This window comes from Streptococcus infantis (assembly GCF_047463275.1).
In the GTDB taxonomy this organism is placed as follows: Bacteria; Bacillota; Bacilli; order Lactobacillales; family Streptococcaceae; genus Streptococcus; species Streptococcus infantis_AF.
The window spans coordinates 30,787-48,258 of record NZ_JASHEE010000003.1 but is presented as its reverse complement, the minus strand read 5'-3'; the positions used below and the strand labels follow the sequence as shown (position 1 = coordinate 48,258).

Here is a 17,472-nt window from a genome sequence, read left to right as displayed (position 1 = left end):
TTCTACTCCTATCTGTGTGTACGTGGATCACTAGCATCGGCTAAGTTTTGTCCAACAATGAAAAGTGATAAGGAAACCAAAACCAAAATTGTCAATGGAATCCAGAAGAGGTAGGCATTTGTAGTTACGTTCTGAGAATAATCTGAGATCAAACGTCCCAAACTTGGTACTGTGATTGGTAAGCCAAGTCCAAAGAATGATAGGAAGGCTTCATATGAGATAAATGCAGGGAGCATTTGTGACATAGTCGTAACAATAACAGATACCAATTGAGGCATGATGTTTTTTATGACGATTTTGTAAGTTGGTGTTCCGAGTGTACGTGAAGCAAGGTTGTACTCCAAATCACGGTAACGCATGATTTGAATACGGATTGAATAAGCAATACCAATCCATGTAGTCACACTCATGGCAAAAATCAAGTTCCAGAAACCTGCTCCGATAGAGTAAGTCAAAACGATAACGATCAATAGCGATGGAATATTGTTGATAACGTTGTAGACTTCCATCATGATACGGTCTACCGATTTTGAAATACCCCAAATTCCACCTACAATCACACCGATAACAAGGTTGATAAAGGTCGCAATTACAGAAATTAAGATAGAGTTACGAGCTCCAAACCAGACACCATCAAAGAGAGATTTCCCGTTACTATCTGTACCGAACCAATATTCACCATTCGGTTTGATATAGCGAGCACTAAAATCATTTACCTTACTAACATCGTTAAAGTCAAAATCTGAGAACATTGGATAGATGAAACTCATCAAAACGATGGCAATCAAGATACCGAGCATGATGACTGTTGATTTTTTCTTGAAAAACTGTCTAAAGACAGAACCCCAGTATGAATAGGCAGGAGTATCAATTGCTTCAGAGGCAAAATCATCACGTTTTACAAACTGAAATTTATCATTATTCATTGTAGACATTATTTGCCTCCTTTCTCTGTCAACTTAATACGTGGGTCAATAATTGTCATCCAAATATCCCCAATTAAGTAAGAGAAGATTGAGACGCAAGTAAAGATGAAAACTAGACCAACTACCATGTTATTATTTGACGCTTTTACAGAGTCAATCAACATTTTACCCATACCTGGGAAGGCGAAGACTGTTTCTGTAAGAGTAGCTCCACCAATAACACCGATAATAGAACCTGGAATACCTGAAACAAGCGGTACCATGGCATTTTTAAAGATGTGTTTGTTTGAAATTTCTTTCTCAGAAAGACCTTTTGCACGAGCAAAACGAACAAAGTCTTGTGATTGTAAGTCAATCATGTAACGGCGAATCCAGATAGCTAAACCAGGTGCACCAAGTAAACCAAGAATAACTGCAGGTAGTACATATGAACGCCAGTCTCCAGCACCCAAGATAGGGAATGAATCTGGGAATCCAATTGAAGAACCAATCAAACGAATGATATAGACAAGAGCGATAGTTGGAAGAGCAAGTAAGAATGTTAAAGCTCCTGTAGAGAAACTATCAATCCAAGTATTCTTGAATCGAGCCATTGCAGAACCAAGTGGAATTGCAATCGCGTATGAAATAGCAAGACCAATCAAACCTGTGATAGCAGAACTTGCAATCATTGATGGATACTGATAGTTACTTTCAGTAGCTGTATAAGGATCATCCTTACCATAGTTTGCTACTTCACGTGCATCTGCTTGACTTGGAGATTTGTAGGTTCTTGAGTAAATGTTAACTGATGATGTTTTCTTACCAGTTGGGAATTGAACTTCTGAAGTCTTGGTTTGTCCTTGACCTTGTGTGATAACTTGAAGAACAGGAGTATTGGCATAAGTTGGGTAAGAATCTCCTAAGTTCAAGTTGACAAAGTTTTGGTGAACAAATGGGAATTGACTGTTGAAGTACAAGAGGTATTTATGTTTAGTCCCTGAACCTACTAGAGACCATCCAATAGCCGGATCGTTTTCAAATCGCAAATAACGCTCTAAATTAGGATTTTCCGGGTCTTGAATCTTGTTTGTATGGTCAATGTCAAGCAAGTTTGCATAGAATTTGAACACACGCTCGAAAATAGGGATTTCACGAGTAGCATAGAATTGTCCGCTCTCTGTGAATACACCCAAAGTCCAACCGTTACCAAGTTGTTGGATATATTTTTCGTAGATAGCTTTATTTGTATCGTTTGCATCAACGGTTACAGAAGGGTCAATGCTACTAGCTTTTTCCTGCAACTCTTTCGTATCGTAATATTCGATATACCCCATACGCTCAAAAACGGTATTTTCATAGTTATCACGTTTATCAGCTGTTGTTGCAATTTTATTGTAGTTAGTATCTTGTTTGAAGATCAACTTCCGTGGAACCATCGTATAGATGATTGTGTAAATCAAGGTCGTTACTAAAAAGATAGAAACTAACGACCGCAAGATACGCATAAAAACATATTTTTTCATATTATTTCCTTTAAAATCCCAAAAGAACCTTCTCCTTTTGGAGAGAAAGTTCTGATGAGCATTATTTATTTCACGTGGCTCGCTAATTCTTTTTGAGCTTTTTCGTTTGATTCAGCTTTTTCTTTGAGCCATTTTTCACGAGCTTTTTGGTATTCTTCTTTTGTAATAGGTTTTTCACCAACTTCAGTGTACTTCAAGTAACCTGAGGTTTCTCCTTTAAGACCCGCAACTGAGTATGAAGAAGTAAATGGAATAACTTTAGATACAAATGATACAGCAGTTTCTTTCGGACCTGCCATTACAGGAATTGTCAAACCGTTGTCTGTTAACCAAGCTTGTGCAAGGGCATATTTTTCATAACGTTTTTGAACGTCTTGATTTTCTTTGTTTGCTTCATCAAGTAATTTTTCATAGTCAGACAAACCAAGTTTTTGGATAACTGATGCATCAGTATCTTTATCGATACCCATAATCAAACGAGTATTACCGCCTTTAATCGTGAACTGGTCTAAGAAAGTTGATGGATCTTGGTAATCAGGATTCCATCCAGTCAAGGTATGAATATCCCAGTCTTGTTCTTTAGCTGTTGGAGCACTAAATGAAAGTGGTAATGCTTCTGCTTGAGTCATTTGTTGAAGATCGATGACAACATTGTCAGCTCCAAGTACGTTTTCAATAGACTGTTTAAGTGATTGAACACGGTTTACAACTGCTGTAGACTCTTGGATTGTTAGAGCATCCAAGTGAATTGGGAATTCTACCCCTTCTGCTTTCAAGCTTTCTTTTGCTTTTGCAAAGGCAGCTTTAGCTTTTTCTTCGTTGTAGAGACCATTTTGCGAATCAGCAAGCGATACGTTTGACCATGTGCTTGAGTTTGTCTTCGCAAGACTTTCTTCTACAAGTTTACCAAACTGTTTGTCCCCAACTTGAAGATCATATGGTGAGAAAGTATTACGGATTCCAACCGCAGCTCCCTCTGTACCATTTGTCTGAGCCGAGTATGAATTACGGTCTACCGCAAAGTTAAGAGCTTGACGGAATTCCTTGTTTAGCAAAGCTTTTCTTGTAGATTCTTTTTGGCTATCTGTTGTTTTTGAAGTATGGTTATAAGTTGTACGACCATAGTTCACACTTACAGTAGCGATAGCTGATCCTGGTTCATTAAAGAAGATATTATCTTTGAACTCAGACGCATATTTTTCATATGTTGAACTAGTAGGATAGATACGAGCTTTACTGTATTGTCCTTCTGAGAATCCTTTGGCAACAACATCTTGGTCTTTACCATCCCAGTAAGTAAATTTGATGTTTTGAATTTTAACAGCATCTTTATCCCAATAAGCGTCGTTCTTAGCCATTTCAATTGATGATTTAGCTGTGATTGATTTCAAAACAAATGGTCCATTGTACAAAATAGAAGATGGATCTGTAGGTGCACCAAAGCTTTCCCCTTTTGATTTAAGGAAATCTTCGTTAATTGGCATCATCACGCCGTTTGTTGTTTTGTCATTCCAGAAAGTTTCTGGTTGGTTCAATGTATATTCAAGAGTGTTGTCGTCAACTGCTTTTACACCAACCGTTGAAAAGTCGTTTGTTTCACCATTAATGTAAGCGTTGAGTCCTTTAATTGATGAACTAATAACTGACAAACCTTTTGATTTGCCTTCTACCGCGTGTTTCAAACCTGTCACAAAGTCTTGGGCTTTAACTGGAGCATATTCTTCTCCTTCAGCAGTAACCCACTTAGCATCCTTACGGATCTTATAAGTGTAAGTCAAACCATCTTGTGAAACTGTCCATGATTCAGCAATCGATGGTACAAGGTTTCCATATTTATCATTAGCAAGCAAACCATCTACCGCATTTGTAGTAACAAAAGAAGTAGAGTCAACGTTGTTAACAACATAATCCAATGTTTCAGGATCAACTGAATAAACGTATTTATAATCTGATGCTAATTTTGTGTTGCTTGAACCTGCATTTGAATTTGAACATGCAGCAAGTACTCCGACTGCAAGCAAGGATACTCCCGCTACCGCAAGAATCCGACTTTTTTTCATTTTTTAAACTCCTCGTTTTAAATAGTGGATATTGATGATTATACCACAGTTTTTTTAAAAAGTAAACGAATTTTCAGAATATTTTGTCGCATGTTTTTTTAAACATTTGAATCTTATGTTTTCAGAAAAGAAAACTATTGACGAGAAACAATTTTCAAGGTATAATAATAAAAGTTAAGGCGGTATAGCCAAGTGGTAAGGCACGGCTCTGCAAAAGCTTGATCGTCGGTTCAAATCCGTCTACCGCCTTTTTTATTATAGGAATTTATCCGAAAAGAAAGCCCGATTTTACGGGCTTTTTTGTTTTTATCTTAGGATAAAAAAGGATAACTTTAAAAAACTTTTGGGGCGAGTTTGGGGCGAGGGTGTTTTTTAGAGCTTGGATTTTAAATCCAAGCTTTCAGGGTAAACAAAAAAGACCGCTCAAAAAAGCTTTATCAGTATTCTCTGATAAAGCTTTTGTTTTTATTCTGTTTCTTCTTCTGATTCAAGTTCTTGGATTTGAACCTTAAGCTTGGTTACACGACCATTTTTGACCTTGTCATTTGTCAAGGTGATATGCTTGTTGCCACTTTCTAACTCATAACTGAGTTTTTCTGATGTTGGAATAGTTCCCACACCTGTCAAATAATAACCAGCAATGGTATCTACATTGTCACTTTCAAGCTCGACATCAAAATAATCATTGAAATCGTTCAAATTCATTGTCCCTTGGACAATATGAGTGTCCTCGCCGATAGTATGAACATAGACTTCAGCACGGTCAGTTTCATCATCAATCTCACCAACAATCTCTTCAAGGAGATCCTCAAGTGTTACCAAACCAGCCATTCCTCCGTATTCATCAAGAAGAATAGCCATCTGTCTTTGTGAATTTCTCAGTTCTTTTAACAAATCGTCCACAAAAATGGTTTCAGGTACAAATAGAGGTTCCTGTAATATCTTTCTCAATACAATATTATCAAAACCATCGGTAAACCCTGCTTTTAGCAGATTCTTTGTATGAATCAAACCAATGACATTGTCCTTATCGCCGTCATAAACAGGAATTCGAGAAAAGTTTTGTTTTAAGATACTTTCGATAATGGTCTGAGTGTCATCTTGGATATCTACCATAAAGGCATCTGTTCGAGGAACCATGACTTCACGCGCCATAAGCTCATCCAGTGAGAAAATCCCCTGCAACATCTCGATTTCATCAGCATCCAAAGTTTCTTCGCTTTTAGTCAGCATGTACTCAATCTCATCACGAGTCATTTTTTCGTCTGCATCGTCAAATGTCATCGGCGTCAAACGGCTCAAAAGATTGGTTGATGCAGATAGCAACCAAACAAAGGGACTCACAATCTTACCGATAGCAATAATAAATGGTACAGTTCGGATTGCCAAGGCATCCTTAAGATTTAGAGCAATGCGTTTAGGATAAAGTTCACCAAAAACGATAGAGATATAGGTCAAGAAAGCAAGTGACAGGAAGCTTGCGATTGCGTGCGCAGTTTCGCTATTTCCCATCCATGAGGCTATCAATTGTCCTAGAGAGTCTGCTAGTTTAGCCCCTGACAAGATTGTAATTAAAGTAATACCAACTTGAATGGTTGATAAAAAGTGATTGGGGTTTTCAAGTACCTTTAGCAAACGGATATAGCGTTTATCCCCCTCTTCAGCCTTTTGTTCAACACGTGAGCGACTAAGAGAAACCATAGCCATCTCTGTAGCAGAGAAAAAAGCATTTAAAAAGGTCAAAACAACTAATAATACAAACTGCAGTAACAAATCCTGACTGCTCGGGTCTTCCATTTTCCTTCTCCTAAAAAGTATAATTGTGACTATTATACCATATTTTTCAACTTCTACACATTAAATTGTGATTTCTATAGTAAATCCCCTACCGAAACAATAAGGGACCGACCATCTATTAGTTCTTTGTAACAGTTACTTTTCCTGTTCGGTAATCTAACTGAATTCCCTTTTGAACGTTAGGAACTACGACGTTAAACTCCAATTCACCATCAGATGATTTGGCTTCAATCTGAGATGCAGAAGGAACCAAATCTTCTTCTGTAGCGTAGAGCAATGTGACACGGTACCGCACCCGCTTATTTTGATCCAAAGCCTTTCGAACTAAACTTTCATAGTAGTTTTGTCCAGTCGAATCTTCTGCGCGTGCTTGGTTGGCCCAGGCTGTTTGTACAGCAATATTTTTGGGATTGCTAGTAGATGCATCAAAACCATCTAAACCACCAATCAAGGCATAGCCTAATAAATGTCCTCTATCTACAGCGTGATTATAAGTCCCTTTTAGGTTTTTGACTTGATGCCATCCTGCTGGGGTCCAAGAAGTTGAACCATTCCCGGTTTCTTCACGGTCTTTGTACTGTCTTGTTGCTTTTGACATGAGGGCATTAGCCACAGTTGGGACCGTCTCCCCACCTACAGTTTTTGTCTTGTTATCAGCATAGGGTTTACTTGAAACCTTTGCATCTAAGTTCGTTTTGTTCCCATTTATGATAAAGGCACCTGCTCCATTCCACTCAAGAGTACCCTTTATTTGTTTTTTGACCGAATCAGTCAGTACACTCTCTGCCAATTCTTGACTTGGAGTATCAAGCGACTGGGATTTTTGTTTTACTCGTGTTTGTGGTGCAGTGTTGGAAGACTGCATTTGTTTAATATAGTAGCTTCCTGCTGACAAGAGCAAAAAGAGCAAGAGGCCAATTAGGGCCTGCCTTGTTTTTTTGTTCATACTTTCTCCTTCATTTCACTTCCTAGAAAAAGGCTGGTCACCCAGCCTATTTCCCTGTAAATTTCGCAATTAACTCATGCCACTTTTCTGGAGCTAAAATCGCCCATGGATCTTGACCCTTGCCTACGATACCATAGCCAATCATCAAGCCAATTCCAAGCGCCAAGACCCCTAGAAGCAGGACAATAATAACTAGTAGGAATCTACGTAATACATAAGAGACTTGTTTATTCATCTTCATCAGCTTCCACACTTACCCGTTCAATATTAGCTCCCAACTGAGCTAACTTTTCATGAAAACGATAATAACCTCTATCCAAATGGACAAGTTTTCCAACAATAGTCTCACCCTCGGCCACTAAGCCTGTCAATATCAAGGCTGCACTTGCACGAAGGTCTGTAGACAGGACTTCTGCACCTTGGAGAGGTTGCCCGCCAACGATACGAGCAGTGTCACGGATAATCTCAGAATGCAAGCCCATGCGACGCATTTCCTCTAGATGTTGGAAACGATTCTCAAAGACTGTCTCAATCATAGTCGATTCTCCTTGAGCAACCGTCATAAGAGCAGTAAACTGGGCCTGCATGTCCGTAGGAAATCCTGGATGTGGAAGTGTCTTAACATGGACTGCTTTCAGTTTGTCTCGTTGAGAACGGATGCGGATTCCTTCATCTTCGTCGATGACTTCAACACCCATTTCTTGTAATTTCGCCAACAAGGGACGGTTGTGTTCCCAGATAGCATCTTGAATCAGGACATCTCCACCTGTCATTGCAGCAGCAACCATGAATGTCCCTGCTTCGATGCGGTCTTGAACAACGTTATGGGTTGCACCATGCAAGTTTTCAACACCAGTGATGGTAATGCTCTCTGTTCCCGCACCTTTGACTTTAGCTCCCATTTTATTCAAGAGGACAGCCAAGTCTACAATTTCAGGTTCACGCGCAGCATTTTCGATAACAGTTGTGCCATCAGCTAGCGTTGCAGCCATCATCAAGTTTTGGGTTGCCCCAACACTAGGAAAGTCCATATAGATATGGGCTCCATGCAAGCGTTCTGCCTTAGCTTCGATATAGCCAGCTGTTTGGGTGATCTTAGCCCCCATTGCTTCCAAACCTTTAAGGTGAAGGTCAATCGGACGACTACCGATCGTACAACCACCTGGCATCGAAACTTTAGCATGACCAACCCTAGCCAGGATTGGACCCAAGACTACAATAGAAGCACGCATCTTGCTAACATACTTATACGGAGCTTCTTCTGTGATATCATCTGTCGCATCCACTTCAACAATATGTGCATCTTGATCAAAATCAACTTTCGCATTTAATCCACGAACCACTTGGTTCATGGTAAAGACATCCGATAGGATAGGAACATTTTTTAAAACTGTTTTTCCTTCGCTTGCTAAAACAGTTGCAGCAAGTAAGGGTAAGACTGCATTTTTTGCACCCTCAATGGTGACACTTCCGACTAGGCGATTATCGCCACCTCGAACTACAATTTTTTCCATTAATATTTTCCTTTACTTTCGAGTTTAAAATAATGTCCGTACGGCTTCTTGCCATAATTGATAGAGATTTAGGAAAAAAGAACTGATTAGATATCCTAAACCGATACTACACAATACTACCAAAAGTCGTACCTTCCTCGCATTGTCCTTAGTCACCTTCAAAATTTGATCCCATTTGACCAAATCTTTCAAAAGTTGAAAAACTAGGTAGACAAAAAACATATGACTACTGAGGGTAAAAAACAATTGAATCATCTGCCTATTATACCATCTTCTCTTTTTCTACGCTAGTCTATGGACTTGCACTATATTTTATGGGTTGTTTTTCAAGTAATCAATTGCATCCTGAAGTGTTTTGACAGGAACAATCTTCATGTCTGTCTTAATCATTTCAGCAGCTTCTACAGCCGTGTCATAATTACTTTTAGCATTAGGATTGGCCTTTTTAGCTTCTTCAGTTACTGGATTGTTAGGAGCAAAGAATACAGTAGCTCCTTTTTTTGCAGCAGCAACAACTTTTTTGTCAATTCCACCAATATCACCAACATTTCCATCTCTGTCAATACTTCCTGTACCAGCAATAATACGTCCATTTCGAAGAGTTGGATCTGCAATTTGCGTATAGATGGATAAACTAAACATCATTCCAGCACTCGGACCACCAATGCCAGCAGTTGAAAACTTGATTGGCACATCACTTGACACTTCTGTGCGGTCAATCAAGCCGATTCCAATACCATTTTTCCCATTTTCCAGAGTAATGATTTTTCCTTCAGCGGTTTTGACTTTCCCGTCTTCTTGGTAAGTAACCTTAACCTTGTCACCTAACGTTTGAGAGTTGACATAGTCGACCATTTCCTTGGAGCTCTCAAAAGTCTTATCATTGACAGCTGTTACAGTGTCGGCAATATTGAGGATCCCCTTGAAGGTCGAGTTATCTGTCACAGTCAAAACATAGACTCCCAGGTATTTGAGTTCTATCTCCTTGCCCGCCGCCTTCAGACCTTGATATTTGGCCATATTTTGCGAAGTTTCCATGTAAAACTGGTTGATTCGCATAAATTCTGCATCTGAAGAACCACCTGTCATCTCTTTAGCACTTCGAATATCCGTAAAAGGTGTTAGCCAAGCATAAACCAAGTCCACCATTCTGGCATGTTTAACTCCTACCGTCACAAATTGGTAAGAACCTTCCTCTTGGTCAGGTTTATTATTGACTTGCAAGACTTTTCGAATATCTTCTGAAGTCCCGGGCACCTCAATGTAATAAGGAAGTGGTACCGTAAAAGCTGTAAAAGTGATAATGAGCCCGATGATTAAATATATGGGCCATCTAGTTTTTTTCTTCATTCTTTAACTCCTCCAAGACTACATTTGGTACATACTTGCTAATATCTTGTTCAAACTTCAATAGTTCTCTCACAGCTGAAGAGCTGATGTAAACATGCTCTGGGCGACTATGGAGATAGACTGTCTCAATCTCTCCTGCTAATTGATGGTTGTAAAAATCAAAACTGGCTTCATACTGAAGATCCGCAGCGTTACGCAAACCACGAACAAGAACATGGACACCCAGTTTTCTAGCAACATCAACGACTAATTCATCATGAGAGGCAATGACTTGAACATTTTTCAGATGCCCCACTGCTTTTTCAACAGTCTTTAACCGACTTTCTATTGGTAAAAATCCATTTTTGTGTGGATTATAAAAAATCCCTACATACAATTTATCAAAGAGCTTACTTGCACGCTCAATGAGATCCATATGCCCATTTGTCATTGGATCAAACGAACCTGTGAATAGCCCAATTCTATCTGACATAAACCGTCACCTTACTAATCCCATATATTTTTTCCTTCCAGATACCCAAACAGGCGATTTCTTCTGGAAGTTCTACTGATTTATCGGTCTCGCAGACCACCATGACATCTTCTGAAAAAAGATTTCTCTCAGCCATTTTTTCAATGTCGGATACGATTTGCTCCTTGGCATAGGGAGGGTCCAAAAAGATGAGATCAAAGACACCATCCACTTGCTCCAATGCGCGACTGGATTCCATTTTCAATAATTGAAATTTAGAGGTCTCCTTGGTCATCCGGATATTTTCTGCCACAATATTCTGTGCTCTGCGATCCTTCTCAACTAGGATAGCGCTCGACATCCCTCTTGAAACTGCTTCAATGGATAAGCCCCCACTACCAGCATAGAGATCTAGCACACGCCCTCCTTCAAAGTAAGGGCCAATCATATTGAAAATAGCTCCGCGGACCTTGTCTGATGTCGGCCGCGTTGTTTTCCCGTCCAAGGTCTTTAAAGGACGTCCTCCGTAGATTCCTGATACGATTTTCATAAGGTATATTATACCAAATTCTGATGAAATAAGAAAATCGAACCTCTCGGTTCGATTGATTAAAGAATATTCTCGTAAGTATCTCTAACTTCTTGTGGCCAAACACTGGTTTGAACTTCACCGATGTGTTTCTTACGAAGTAAGAACATGGCCATACGAGACTGTCCAATTCCTCCACCGATTGTTAAAGGAAAGAGTCCGTTCAAGAGAGCCTTATGCCATTCAAGAGATAAGCGGTCTTCATCTCCTGTAATAGCTACCTGACGACGAAGAGTGTCTTCATCGACACGAATCCCCATTGAAGACAATTCAAAGGCTGCACCCAAATTATCATTCCAAACAAGGATATCTCCATTTAGACCCTTGTAGCCATTTTCAGATTCTGTTGTCCAGTCATCATAGTCCGGCGCACGTCCGTCATGAGGTTTTCCATCTGACAATACACCACCGATACCAATTAGGAAGACCGCACCGAACTCCTTACAGATAGCATTTTCACGTTCTTTTGGAGTTAAGTCTGGGTAGCGTTCTACCAATTCTTCAGTATGGATAAAGGTAATTTGCTTCGGCAAGATTGACTCAATATCATAGCGGGCTTCGACTGCCAGCTCTGTTAAACGAATGGCCTTATAAATCTTTTCAACGGTTTCCTTGAGGTAGGCTAGATTACGCTGTCCATTAGGAATGACCTTTTCCCAGTCCCACTGGTCCACATAAACCGAGTGAGTCGCATCTAGTGAATCTTCGTCTGGACGAAGAGCCTTCATGTGAACAAAGAGGCCTTCTCCTTCACCGAAACCAAAACGAGCCAAGGTATGACGTTTCCACTTGGCAAGTGAATGCACCACTTCATAGGTTTCATTAGGAATCTGCAAAACCTTAACTGAAACTGGATTTTCAATACCTGAAAGGTTGTCCTGCATTCCATCACCAACCTTACTCAAGATTGGTCCTTGCACTTCTACTACTTCTAACTTATCTTTTAAATACTGGGTAAAGGTATTTTTTACAAATGAAATCTCTTCCTGCTGGTGAATAAAACTTTTTTTCATATGTATCCCTCCTTTTGAATAATAAAAAGATTATACCCTTTTGCTAGTAAAAATGAAAGTAAAAATTAAAAAAGAGCTCATTTGAGCTCTAAAAGTATTAATCGTCTCTTCCAAAGATACGTAGGAAGCTAAGGAAGAGGTTGATAAAGTCGAGGTAGAGGCTAAGTGCTAAAGAAATTGCCCAGCCTGTAGCTACCTGTCCATCTGACTCTTCGTAAACATAACGAATTTTTTGATTATCCCAAGCAATCAAACCTGCAAAAACAAGCACCATAACAATACTAATAATGTAGTCCATTAGGCCACTATTTAAGAAGATATTAACAACCATGGCCAGTATCAGACCAAATAAGGCTGCAATCAAAGCACGACCGATTCCACTCAAATCCTTTTTAATGACTACTCCTACGATAGCCATCACAAAGAAGAGGGCTGCACTGGAGATAAAGGCTGTCAAAACTGTCCCAGGAAGATAGAGCGAAACAATGAAGCTTAGTGAAAAACCATTAACCGCTGAGTAGAGCAGAAATATTGGAAAGGTTGCTGGACTATTCTTTACCGCTAAACCACTCGCAAAAATCACTAGAGCTACTTCTACAATTCCTGTTACGATTAGCCATATACGGGCGTTAAGCATTAACTGAACAAGAAGATCTTGGAAGGTTGTTAACATCAAGGCTGAAACAATTGCAGATAAGGCAATCCCAATCCCGACAAAAGCATAGACTTTTGCATAAAATTGATTCAGACCAGAACGTTCTTGAATAATTGTTTGATTCATATCTTTTTTCTCCTTATGAAATCTTTTTACTTATTATAACAAAAATAAAACAATTTAACTCAAATAAAACATGAGTATGCCTGCAGCAATGGCAACGTTGAGACTTTCCGCTTGCCCTTTCATGGTAATATGAACCAGTTGATCTGCCTGATTTGTCATGAATGGACTAATGCCTTGACCTTCATTTCCCATAACCAAGACGAAATCTGCTAGCTGAGCAAGCTCACGATAATCTTTAGAGTTTTGGGACAAAGTAGTTGCCAGAATTGGTAAATTGCCCTTTTTAGCCTCTTCAACAAAAGTTTCAATAGGCATCCGATAAATCGGTAAATGAAAATGACTGCCCTGCATGGATCGAAGAGTCTTCAAGCTATAAATATCTGCTGACTTGCTTGAAACGATGACTCCAGAAAAACCTGCCGCATCTGCCGTTCGGATCATTGTGCCAACATTTCCAGGATCCTGCACGTCTTCTAAGAAAAGATATTTCCCTTGGCTCAAATCCGGCAACTGCTCTTCTTCCTTTTGAACAATGGCTACAATGCCCTGAGGAGTTTGTGAATCTGCCAAATCAAGCAAGATTTCTTCAGCCACAAAGACAGTCTGAGGGTAGTCCGCTAATTTTTCACCATACTCTGACAGGGCAAATATTTTCTCTATCTTTGCACCTGCCTGAACAGCTTCTTCGAACAAATGCCATCCTTCAATTAAATAAGAAGATTTTCGATATTTTTTTTGATGCAATTTCTTGGCATTTTTTACCACAGAATTGGCTTTAGAGGTTATAATAGTCATAGATATATTATAACACAACCAAGGAGGTTTGGTATGCAAAAGGTCAAAATGATCGCACAGGGTCGCGTTCAAGGCGTTGGTTTCCGCTGGGGCGTCTATACCCTTGCCCTCGAGCTAGGTGGAATCACTGGACGTGTCTGGAACAACGATGACGGAACCGTTGAAATTCTTGCCCAAGCAGAGTCTTCAGCTATCATGGCTAAGTTCATCCAAGAGATCCGAAAAGGACCTACTCCCTTCTCAAAAGTAACTTATCTAGATGTTCAATTGAGCAACTTCCCATCCTATTCAGATTTCAAAGTAGCAAATTAGGTCTCTAGAACTATTGTATATTTTCAAAAAAAACAGTAGAATAGAAAGGTATCATTTTTAAGAAGGAATAAAAACAGTGAAATCAATTAAACGAATCGCCCTCTCTATCATGGGAGTGGCCATGCTATTAGTCTTAACAGGCTGTGTCCAGGTTGATAAAGCAACTGGACAACCAACAGGATTTATTTGGAATACAATCGGAGCACCTATGGCTGAAGCCATCAAGTACTTTGCTACTGATAAAGGGCTAGGCTTCGGGGTCGCTATTATTATTGTAACCATTATCGTCCGCTTGATTATTTTGCCACTTGGTATCTACCAATCATGGAAGGCAACGCTTCATTCTGAAAAGATGAACGCCCTCAAGCATGTTCTTGAGCCACATCAAACTCGTCTCAAAGAAGCAACTACTCAAGAAGAAAAACTGGAAGCCCAACAAGCCCTCTTTGCTGCTCAAAAAGAGCACGGTATCAGTATGTTTGGTGGTGTAGGATGTTTCCCTATCCTCATTCAAATGCCTTTCTTCTCAGCGATCTACTTTGCAGCTCAACATACAGAAGGTGTTTCTGAAGCTAGCTTCTTAGGAATCGCACTTGGTTCTCCAAGTTGGATTCTTATCGCCTGTGCAGGTGTTCTCTACTACGTCCAATCGCTCCTTTCACTACATGGAGTTGAAGACGAGACTCAAAGAGAACAACTCAAGAAGATGATTTATATGAGTCCAATGATGATTGTCATGTTCTCAATTTTCTCACCCGCCAGCGTTACGCTTTACTGGGTTGTCGGTGGTTTCATGATGATTCTTCAACAATTCATCGTCAACTACATCATTCGTCCAAAACTTCGTAAAAAAGTACGTGAAGAATATGCCAAGAACCCACCAAAAGCAAGTAAAACTTCAGCTGCTCGTAAAGATGTAACTCCTGAATCAGCAGCAGTTATCTCAACTTCTGCTAAGAAGAAAAATAAAAAACGCAATTCTGGAAAACAACATTCTAGATAAAAAATAAAAGGAGGCTGGGACAAAAGTCCTAGCCTCTCAATTGTCTTTGGATTGTCGAGCAAGACACAGTGGTTGAGTGGGCTCTACTACGCTGATTTCATCATCTTTTACAGCCCTACTCAACTGTGCGGAGGTGGGACGACGAAATCGAATTCTAACGAATTACCGATTTCTGTCCCACTCTCTTTTTCATATCAGAAAAGCCCGATGTTCCCATCAAGCTTCTTTTTATCCATGTACACGTTTCATGTAATCTTGATAACTTTCTGTATCCATCAATTCCTTAGCGTTTTTGACACGATCTGCTGTTGGAGGTTTAACCCCTTCAAGTGAATACGGAATCCCAAGTTCACGCCATTTGAATTCTCCCATAGTGTGGTAGGGTAGGATTTCAAACTTATCAACGTTTTTAAGAGTTTTTACGAACTTACCAAGCTCAATCAAATCTTCATCACGGTCTGTCAATCCAGGCACAAGAACGTGACGAATCCAAACAGGTTTCCCAATATCTGACAAGTACTGAGCACATGCCAAGATATTTTTATTGGTTTGACTGGTTACAATCTTGTGTTGTGCTTCGTTGATTTCCTTGATATCAAGAAGAACCAAGTCTGTCACAGCCATGAGTTTGTTGAATTTCTCTAAATAACGTGGCTTATTACGGAATGGAAGGGCACAAGTATCCAAGGTACAATGGATACCCTTTTCTTTTGCTTTGGTAAAGAGGGCAATCAAGAAATCAATCTGCAAGAGGGCTTCTCCTCCGCTGACTGTGATACCTCCCTTGTCTCCCCAGAAACCACGATATCGAAGCGCTTCTTCTAGAACATCATCTACTGTTCGTACACGAGATTTATTGGTTTCCATCGCCCATGTGTCGGGGTTATGGCAATATTGGCAACGCATCTGACAGCCCTGCAAAAAGACAATAAAACGAATCCCAGGGCCATCTACCGCCCCGAAACTCTCTGTCGAATGCACCATTCCTGTCACTTGTCCGTAGTCAATTGTTTCTTCTGACATCACGTCACCTTCCTTGAAACCGTTTTATAATTTTATTATATCACGCTTGAAAGGAAAAACAATAGATTTTGTCTATTTTTTAGAAAACAAACTGTTTTTCACTTTCAACTTTCATGATTTTCAAAAATTCTTCTAATCCTTGTCAAAGTCGAATCCATAGAGAGTTGCAAAATAGTCCTCAGGTCGCTCTGCTCTACGGATTAGCCGTGCACTACCGTCCTCTGTATAGAGAATCTCTGCTGAACGAAGTTTGGCATTGTACTGGTAGCCCATAGAGAAGCCATGTGCACCTGTATCATGAATGACTAACAAATCACCAATTTCTGTTTGAGGTAGTTCACGATTAACTGCAAACTTATCGTTGTTTTCACAAAGAGAGCCAACAACATCAACTACTTCCGTCTGACCGTCAGGATGCATCATATTGGTGATGTGGTGATAAGCTCCATACATAGCCGGTCTCATAAGATTGACAGCTGATGCATCTACTCCGAGATAAGTTCGGTAGGTTTTCTTTTTATGGGTTACTTTAGTCACTAGAATTCCATGAGGCGCTAACATAAAGCGTCCTAGTTCTGTAAAAATCTTAACTTGACCAAGACCTGCTGGCGTAAGAACTTCTTCATAAACCTGACGAACACCCTCACCAATTAAAGCAATATCATTAGGCTCCTGGTCCGGACGATAGTTGACCCCGATTCCTCCAGAAAGATTAATGAAGTCCAGCGAAATTCCTAATTTTTCCTTGATTTCTACAGCCAGTTCAAAAAGCTGGCGCGCCAATTCTGGATAATAGAGATGAGTAACAGTATTGGAAGCTAGGAAGGAATGAATCCCAAAAGTTTTTGCTCCCTTGTCTTTCAAGATAGTAAAGGCTTCAAAGAGCTGTTCCTTAGTCATCCCGAACTTAGCTTCACCAGGACTATCCATAATGTCCGTTCCGAGTTCAAATACGCCACCAGGATTGTAACGGCATGAGATAATCTCAGGGATGCCTGTTGTACGTTCTAAATGCTCAATATCTTCAAAGGCATCCAAGTTGATCGTCGCACCTAATTCGCGGGCATAGGCGTACTCCTGGTCTGGTGTATTGTTAGATGAAAACATCATCTCCGCACCTGTAAACCCAAGCTTATGACTCATTAAGAGTTCTACATAACTAGAACAATCCACTCCACATCCTTCTTCTTGCAAAATCTTCAAGATAGCAGGAGTTGGGGTTGCCTTAACTGCGAAGTATTCTTTAAAGCCTTTATTCCAAAAAAAGGCTTTGTTTACTGCGCGTGCTTTCTCGCGAATACCTTTTTCATCGTAGAGATGGAATGGAGTTGGAAACTCTTCAACAATCTTTTCTAAGTCCTCACGTTTAATAAATGGCGTCTTCATAGGGCTCCTTCATATTCATTA

Annotated in this window: 18 protein-coding genes and 1 tRNA gene; 3 read left to right on the top strand and 16 right to left on the bottom strand. The window is 39.9% G+C overall.

Features of this window, described 5'->3' with window-relative positions; translation table 11 throughout:
* Positions 1-8: 8 nt before the first annotated feature.
* The 3 genes from oppC to QM923_RS04885 all read right to left on the bottom strand — a co-directional run bounded on the left by oppC (position 9) and on the right by QM923_RS04885 (position 4,491).
* Positions 9-935 (bottom strand): oligopeptide ABC transporter permease OppC, encoded by a 927-nt coding sequence (gene oppC, locus QM923_RS04895; RefSeq protein WP_414291078.1) that lies wholly within the window; start codon positions 933-935, stop codon positions 9-11.
* Positions 935-2,431 carry an ABC transporter permease gene (locus QM923_RS04890; protein ID WP_414291077.1) on the bottom strand — a complete coding sequence of 499 codons (1,497 nt, stop codon included), beginning with the start codon at positions 2,429-2,431 and terminating at the stop codon, positions 935-937. The genes oppC and QM923_RS04890 overlap by 1 nt, the downstream gene beginning before the upstream one ends.
* Before the next feature lie 65 nt (positions 2,432-2,496).
* Positions 2,497-4,491, bottom strand: coding sequence for a peptide ABC transporter substrate-binding protein (locus QM923_RS04885; protein WP_414288230.1), 1,995 nt, complete (start codon positions 4,489-4,491; stop codon positions 2,497-2,499).
* A 178-nt stretch (positions 4,492-4,669) separates the two neighbouring features.
* Here QM923_RS04885 and QM923_RS04880 point away from each other — a divergent pair.
* A tRNA-Cys gene (locus QM923_RS04880) sits at positions 4,670-4,740 on the top strand.
* Between the two features lie 216 nt (positions 4,741-4,956).
* Here QM923_RS04880 and QM923_RS04875 read toward each other — a convergent pair.
* The 11 genes from QM923_RS04875 to QM923_RS04825 all read right to left on the bottom strand — a co-directional run bounded on the left by QM923_RS04875 (position 4,957) and on the right by QM923_RS04825 (position 13,727).
* The gene (locus tag QM923_RS04875) at positions 4,957-6,288 is read right to left on the bottom strand and encodes a hemolysin family protein (RefSeq protein WP_036752256.1); all 1,332 of its coding nucleotides are present in this window, start codon (positions 6,286-6,288) and stop codon (positions 4,957-4,959) included.
* A 118-nt stretch (positions 6,289-6,406) separates the two neighbouring features.
* Entirely contained in the window at positions 6,407-7,234 is an 828-nt protein-coding gene (locus tag QM923_RS04870; RefSeq protein ID WP_006147845.1) for a DNA/RNA non-specific endonuclease, read from the bottom strand.
* A gap of 46 nt (positions 7,235-7,280) precedes the next feature.
* On the bottom strand, positions 7,281-7,475 hold the full coding sequence (locus tag QM923_RS04865; RefSeq protein ID WP_414291076.1) for a DNA-directed RNA polymerase subunit beta: 195 nt from the start codon (positions 7,473-7,475) through the stop codon (positions 7,281-7,283).
* On the bottom strand, positions 7,462-8,748 hold the full coding sequence (gene murA / locus QM923_RS04860; RefSeq protein ID WP_414291075.1) for a UDP-N-acetylglucosamine 1-carboxyvinyltransferase: 1,287 nt from the start codon (positions 8,746-8,748) through the stop codon (positions 7,462-7,464). The genes QM923_RS04865 and murA overlap by 14 nt, the downstream gene beginning before the upstream one ends.
* Before the next feature lie 24 nt (positions 8,749-8,772).
* Complete coding sequence (locus QM923_RS04855) at positions 8,773-9,003, bottom strand: DUF1146 family protein (protein WP_033587493.1); 231 nt, start codon at positions 9,001-9,003, stop codon at positions 8,773-8,775.
* A 57-nt stretch (positions 9,004-9,060) separates the two neighbouring features.
* Complete coding sequence (locus QM923_RS04850; protein WP_414291074.1) at positions 9,061-10,098, bottom strand: SepM family pheromone-processing serine protease; 1,038 nt, start codon at positions 10,096-10,098, stop codon at positions 9,061-9,063.
* Positions 10,082-10,570, bottom strand: a complete 489-nt coding sequence (coaD, locus tag QM923_RS04845; RefSeq protein WP_414291073.1) for a pantetheine-phosphate adenylyltransferase — start codon at positions 10,568-10,570, stop codon at positions 10,082-10,084. Before coaD ends, QM923_RS04850 begins: the two co-directional genes overlap by 17 nt.
* Positions 10,560-11,099 (bottom strand): 16S rRNA (guanine(966)-N(2))-methyltransferase RsmD, encoded by a 540-nt coding sequence (rsmD, locus tag QM923_RS04840; protein WP_414291072.1) that lies wholly within the window; start codon positions 11,097-11,099, stop codon positions 10,560-10,562. Before rsmD ends, coaD begins: the two co-directional genes overlap by 11 nt.
* Before the next feature lie 59 nt (positions 11,100-11,158).
* Positions 11,159-12,151 carry an aspartate--ammonia ligase gene (gene asnA, locus QM923_RS04835; RefSeq protein WP_036752234.1) on the bottom strand — a complete coding sequence of 331 codons (993 nt, stop codon included), beginning with the start codon at positions 12,149-12,151 and terminating at the stop codon, positions 11,159-11,161.
* A 97-nt stretch (positions 12,152-12,248) separates the two neighbouring features.
* Positions 12,249-12,932, bottom strand: coding sequence for a Bax inhibitor-1/YccA family protein (locus QM923_RS04830; protein WP_414291071.1), 684 nt, complete (start codon positions 12,930-12,932; stop codon positions 12,249-12,251).
* A gap of 54 nt (positions 12,933-12,986) precedes the next feature.
* On the bottom strand, positions 12,987-13,727 hold the full coding sequence (locus QM923_RS04825; RefSeq protein WP_414291070.1) for a TrmH family RNA methyltransferase: 741 nt from the start codon (positions 13,725-13,727) through the stop codon (positions 12,987-12,989).
* 33 nt (positions 13,728-13,760) lie between these two features.
* On the opposite strand from QM923_RS04825, the gene QM923_RS04820 reads away from it, so the two are divergent.
* Positions 13,761-14,039: an acylphosphatase gene (locus tag QM923_RS04820; protein ID WP_001174501.1), complete on the top strand. Its 279-nt coding sequence runs from the start codon at positions 13,761-13,763 to the stop codon at positions 14,037-14,039.
* A 76-nt stretch (positions 14,040-14,115) separates the two neighbouring features.
* Positions 14,116-15,042, top strand: a complete 927-nt coding sequence (gene yidC, locus QM923_RS04815) for a membrane protein insertase YidC (RefSeq protein WP_414291069.1) — start codon at positions 14,116-14,118, stop codon at positions 15,040-15,042.
* A gap of 228 nt (positions 15,043-15,270) precedes the next feature.
* Here the strand turns inward: yidC and pflA are convergent, their stop codons facing one another.
* Both pflA and QM923_RS04805 read right to left on the bottom strand, forming a co-directional pair.
* Positions 15,271-16,065, bottom strand: coding sequence for a pyruvate formate-lyase-activating protein (pflA, locus tag QM923_RS04810; protein ID WP_004251620.1), 795 nt, complete (start codon positions 16,063-16,065; stop codon positions 15,271-15,273).
* A 132-nt stretch (positions 16,066-16,197) separates the two neighbouring features.
* A complete protein-coding gene (locus QM923_RS04805; protein ID WP_414291068.1) occupies positions 16,198-17,451 on the bottom strand; it encodes a diaminopimelate decarboxylase in 1,254 nt (417 codons plus the stop codon).
* Between the last annotated feature and the right edge of the window lie 21 nt (positions 17,452-17,472).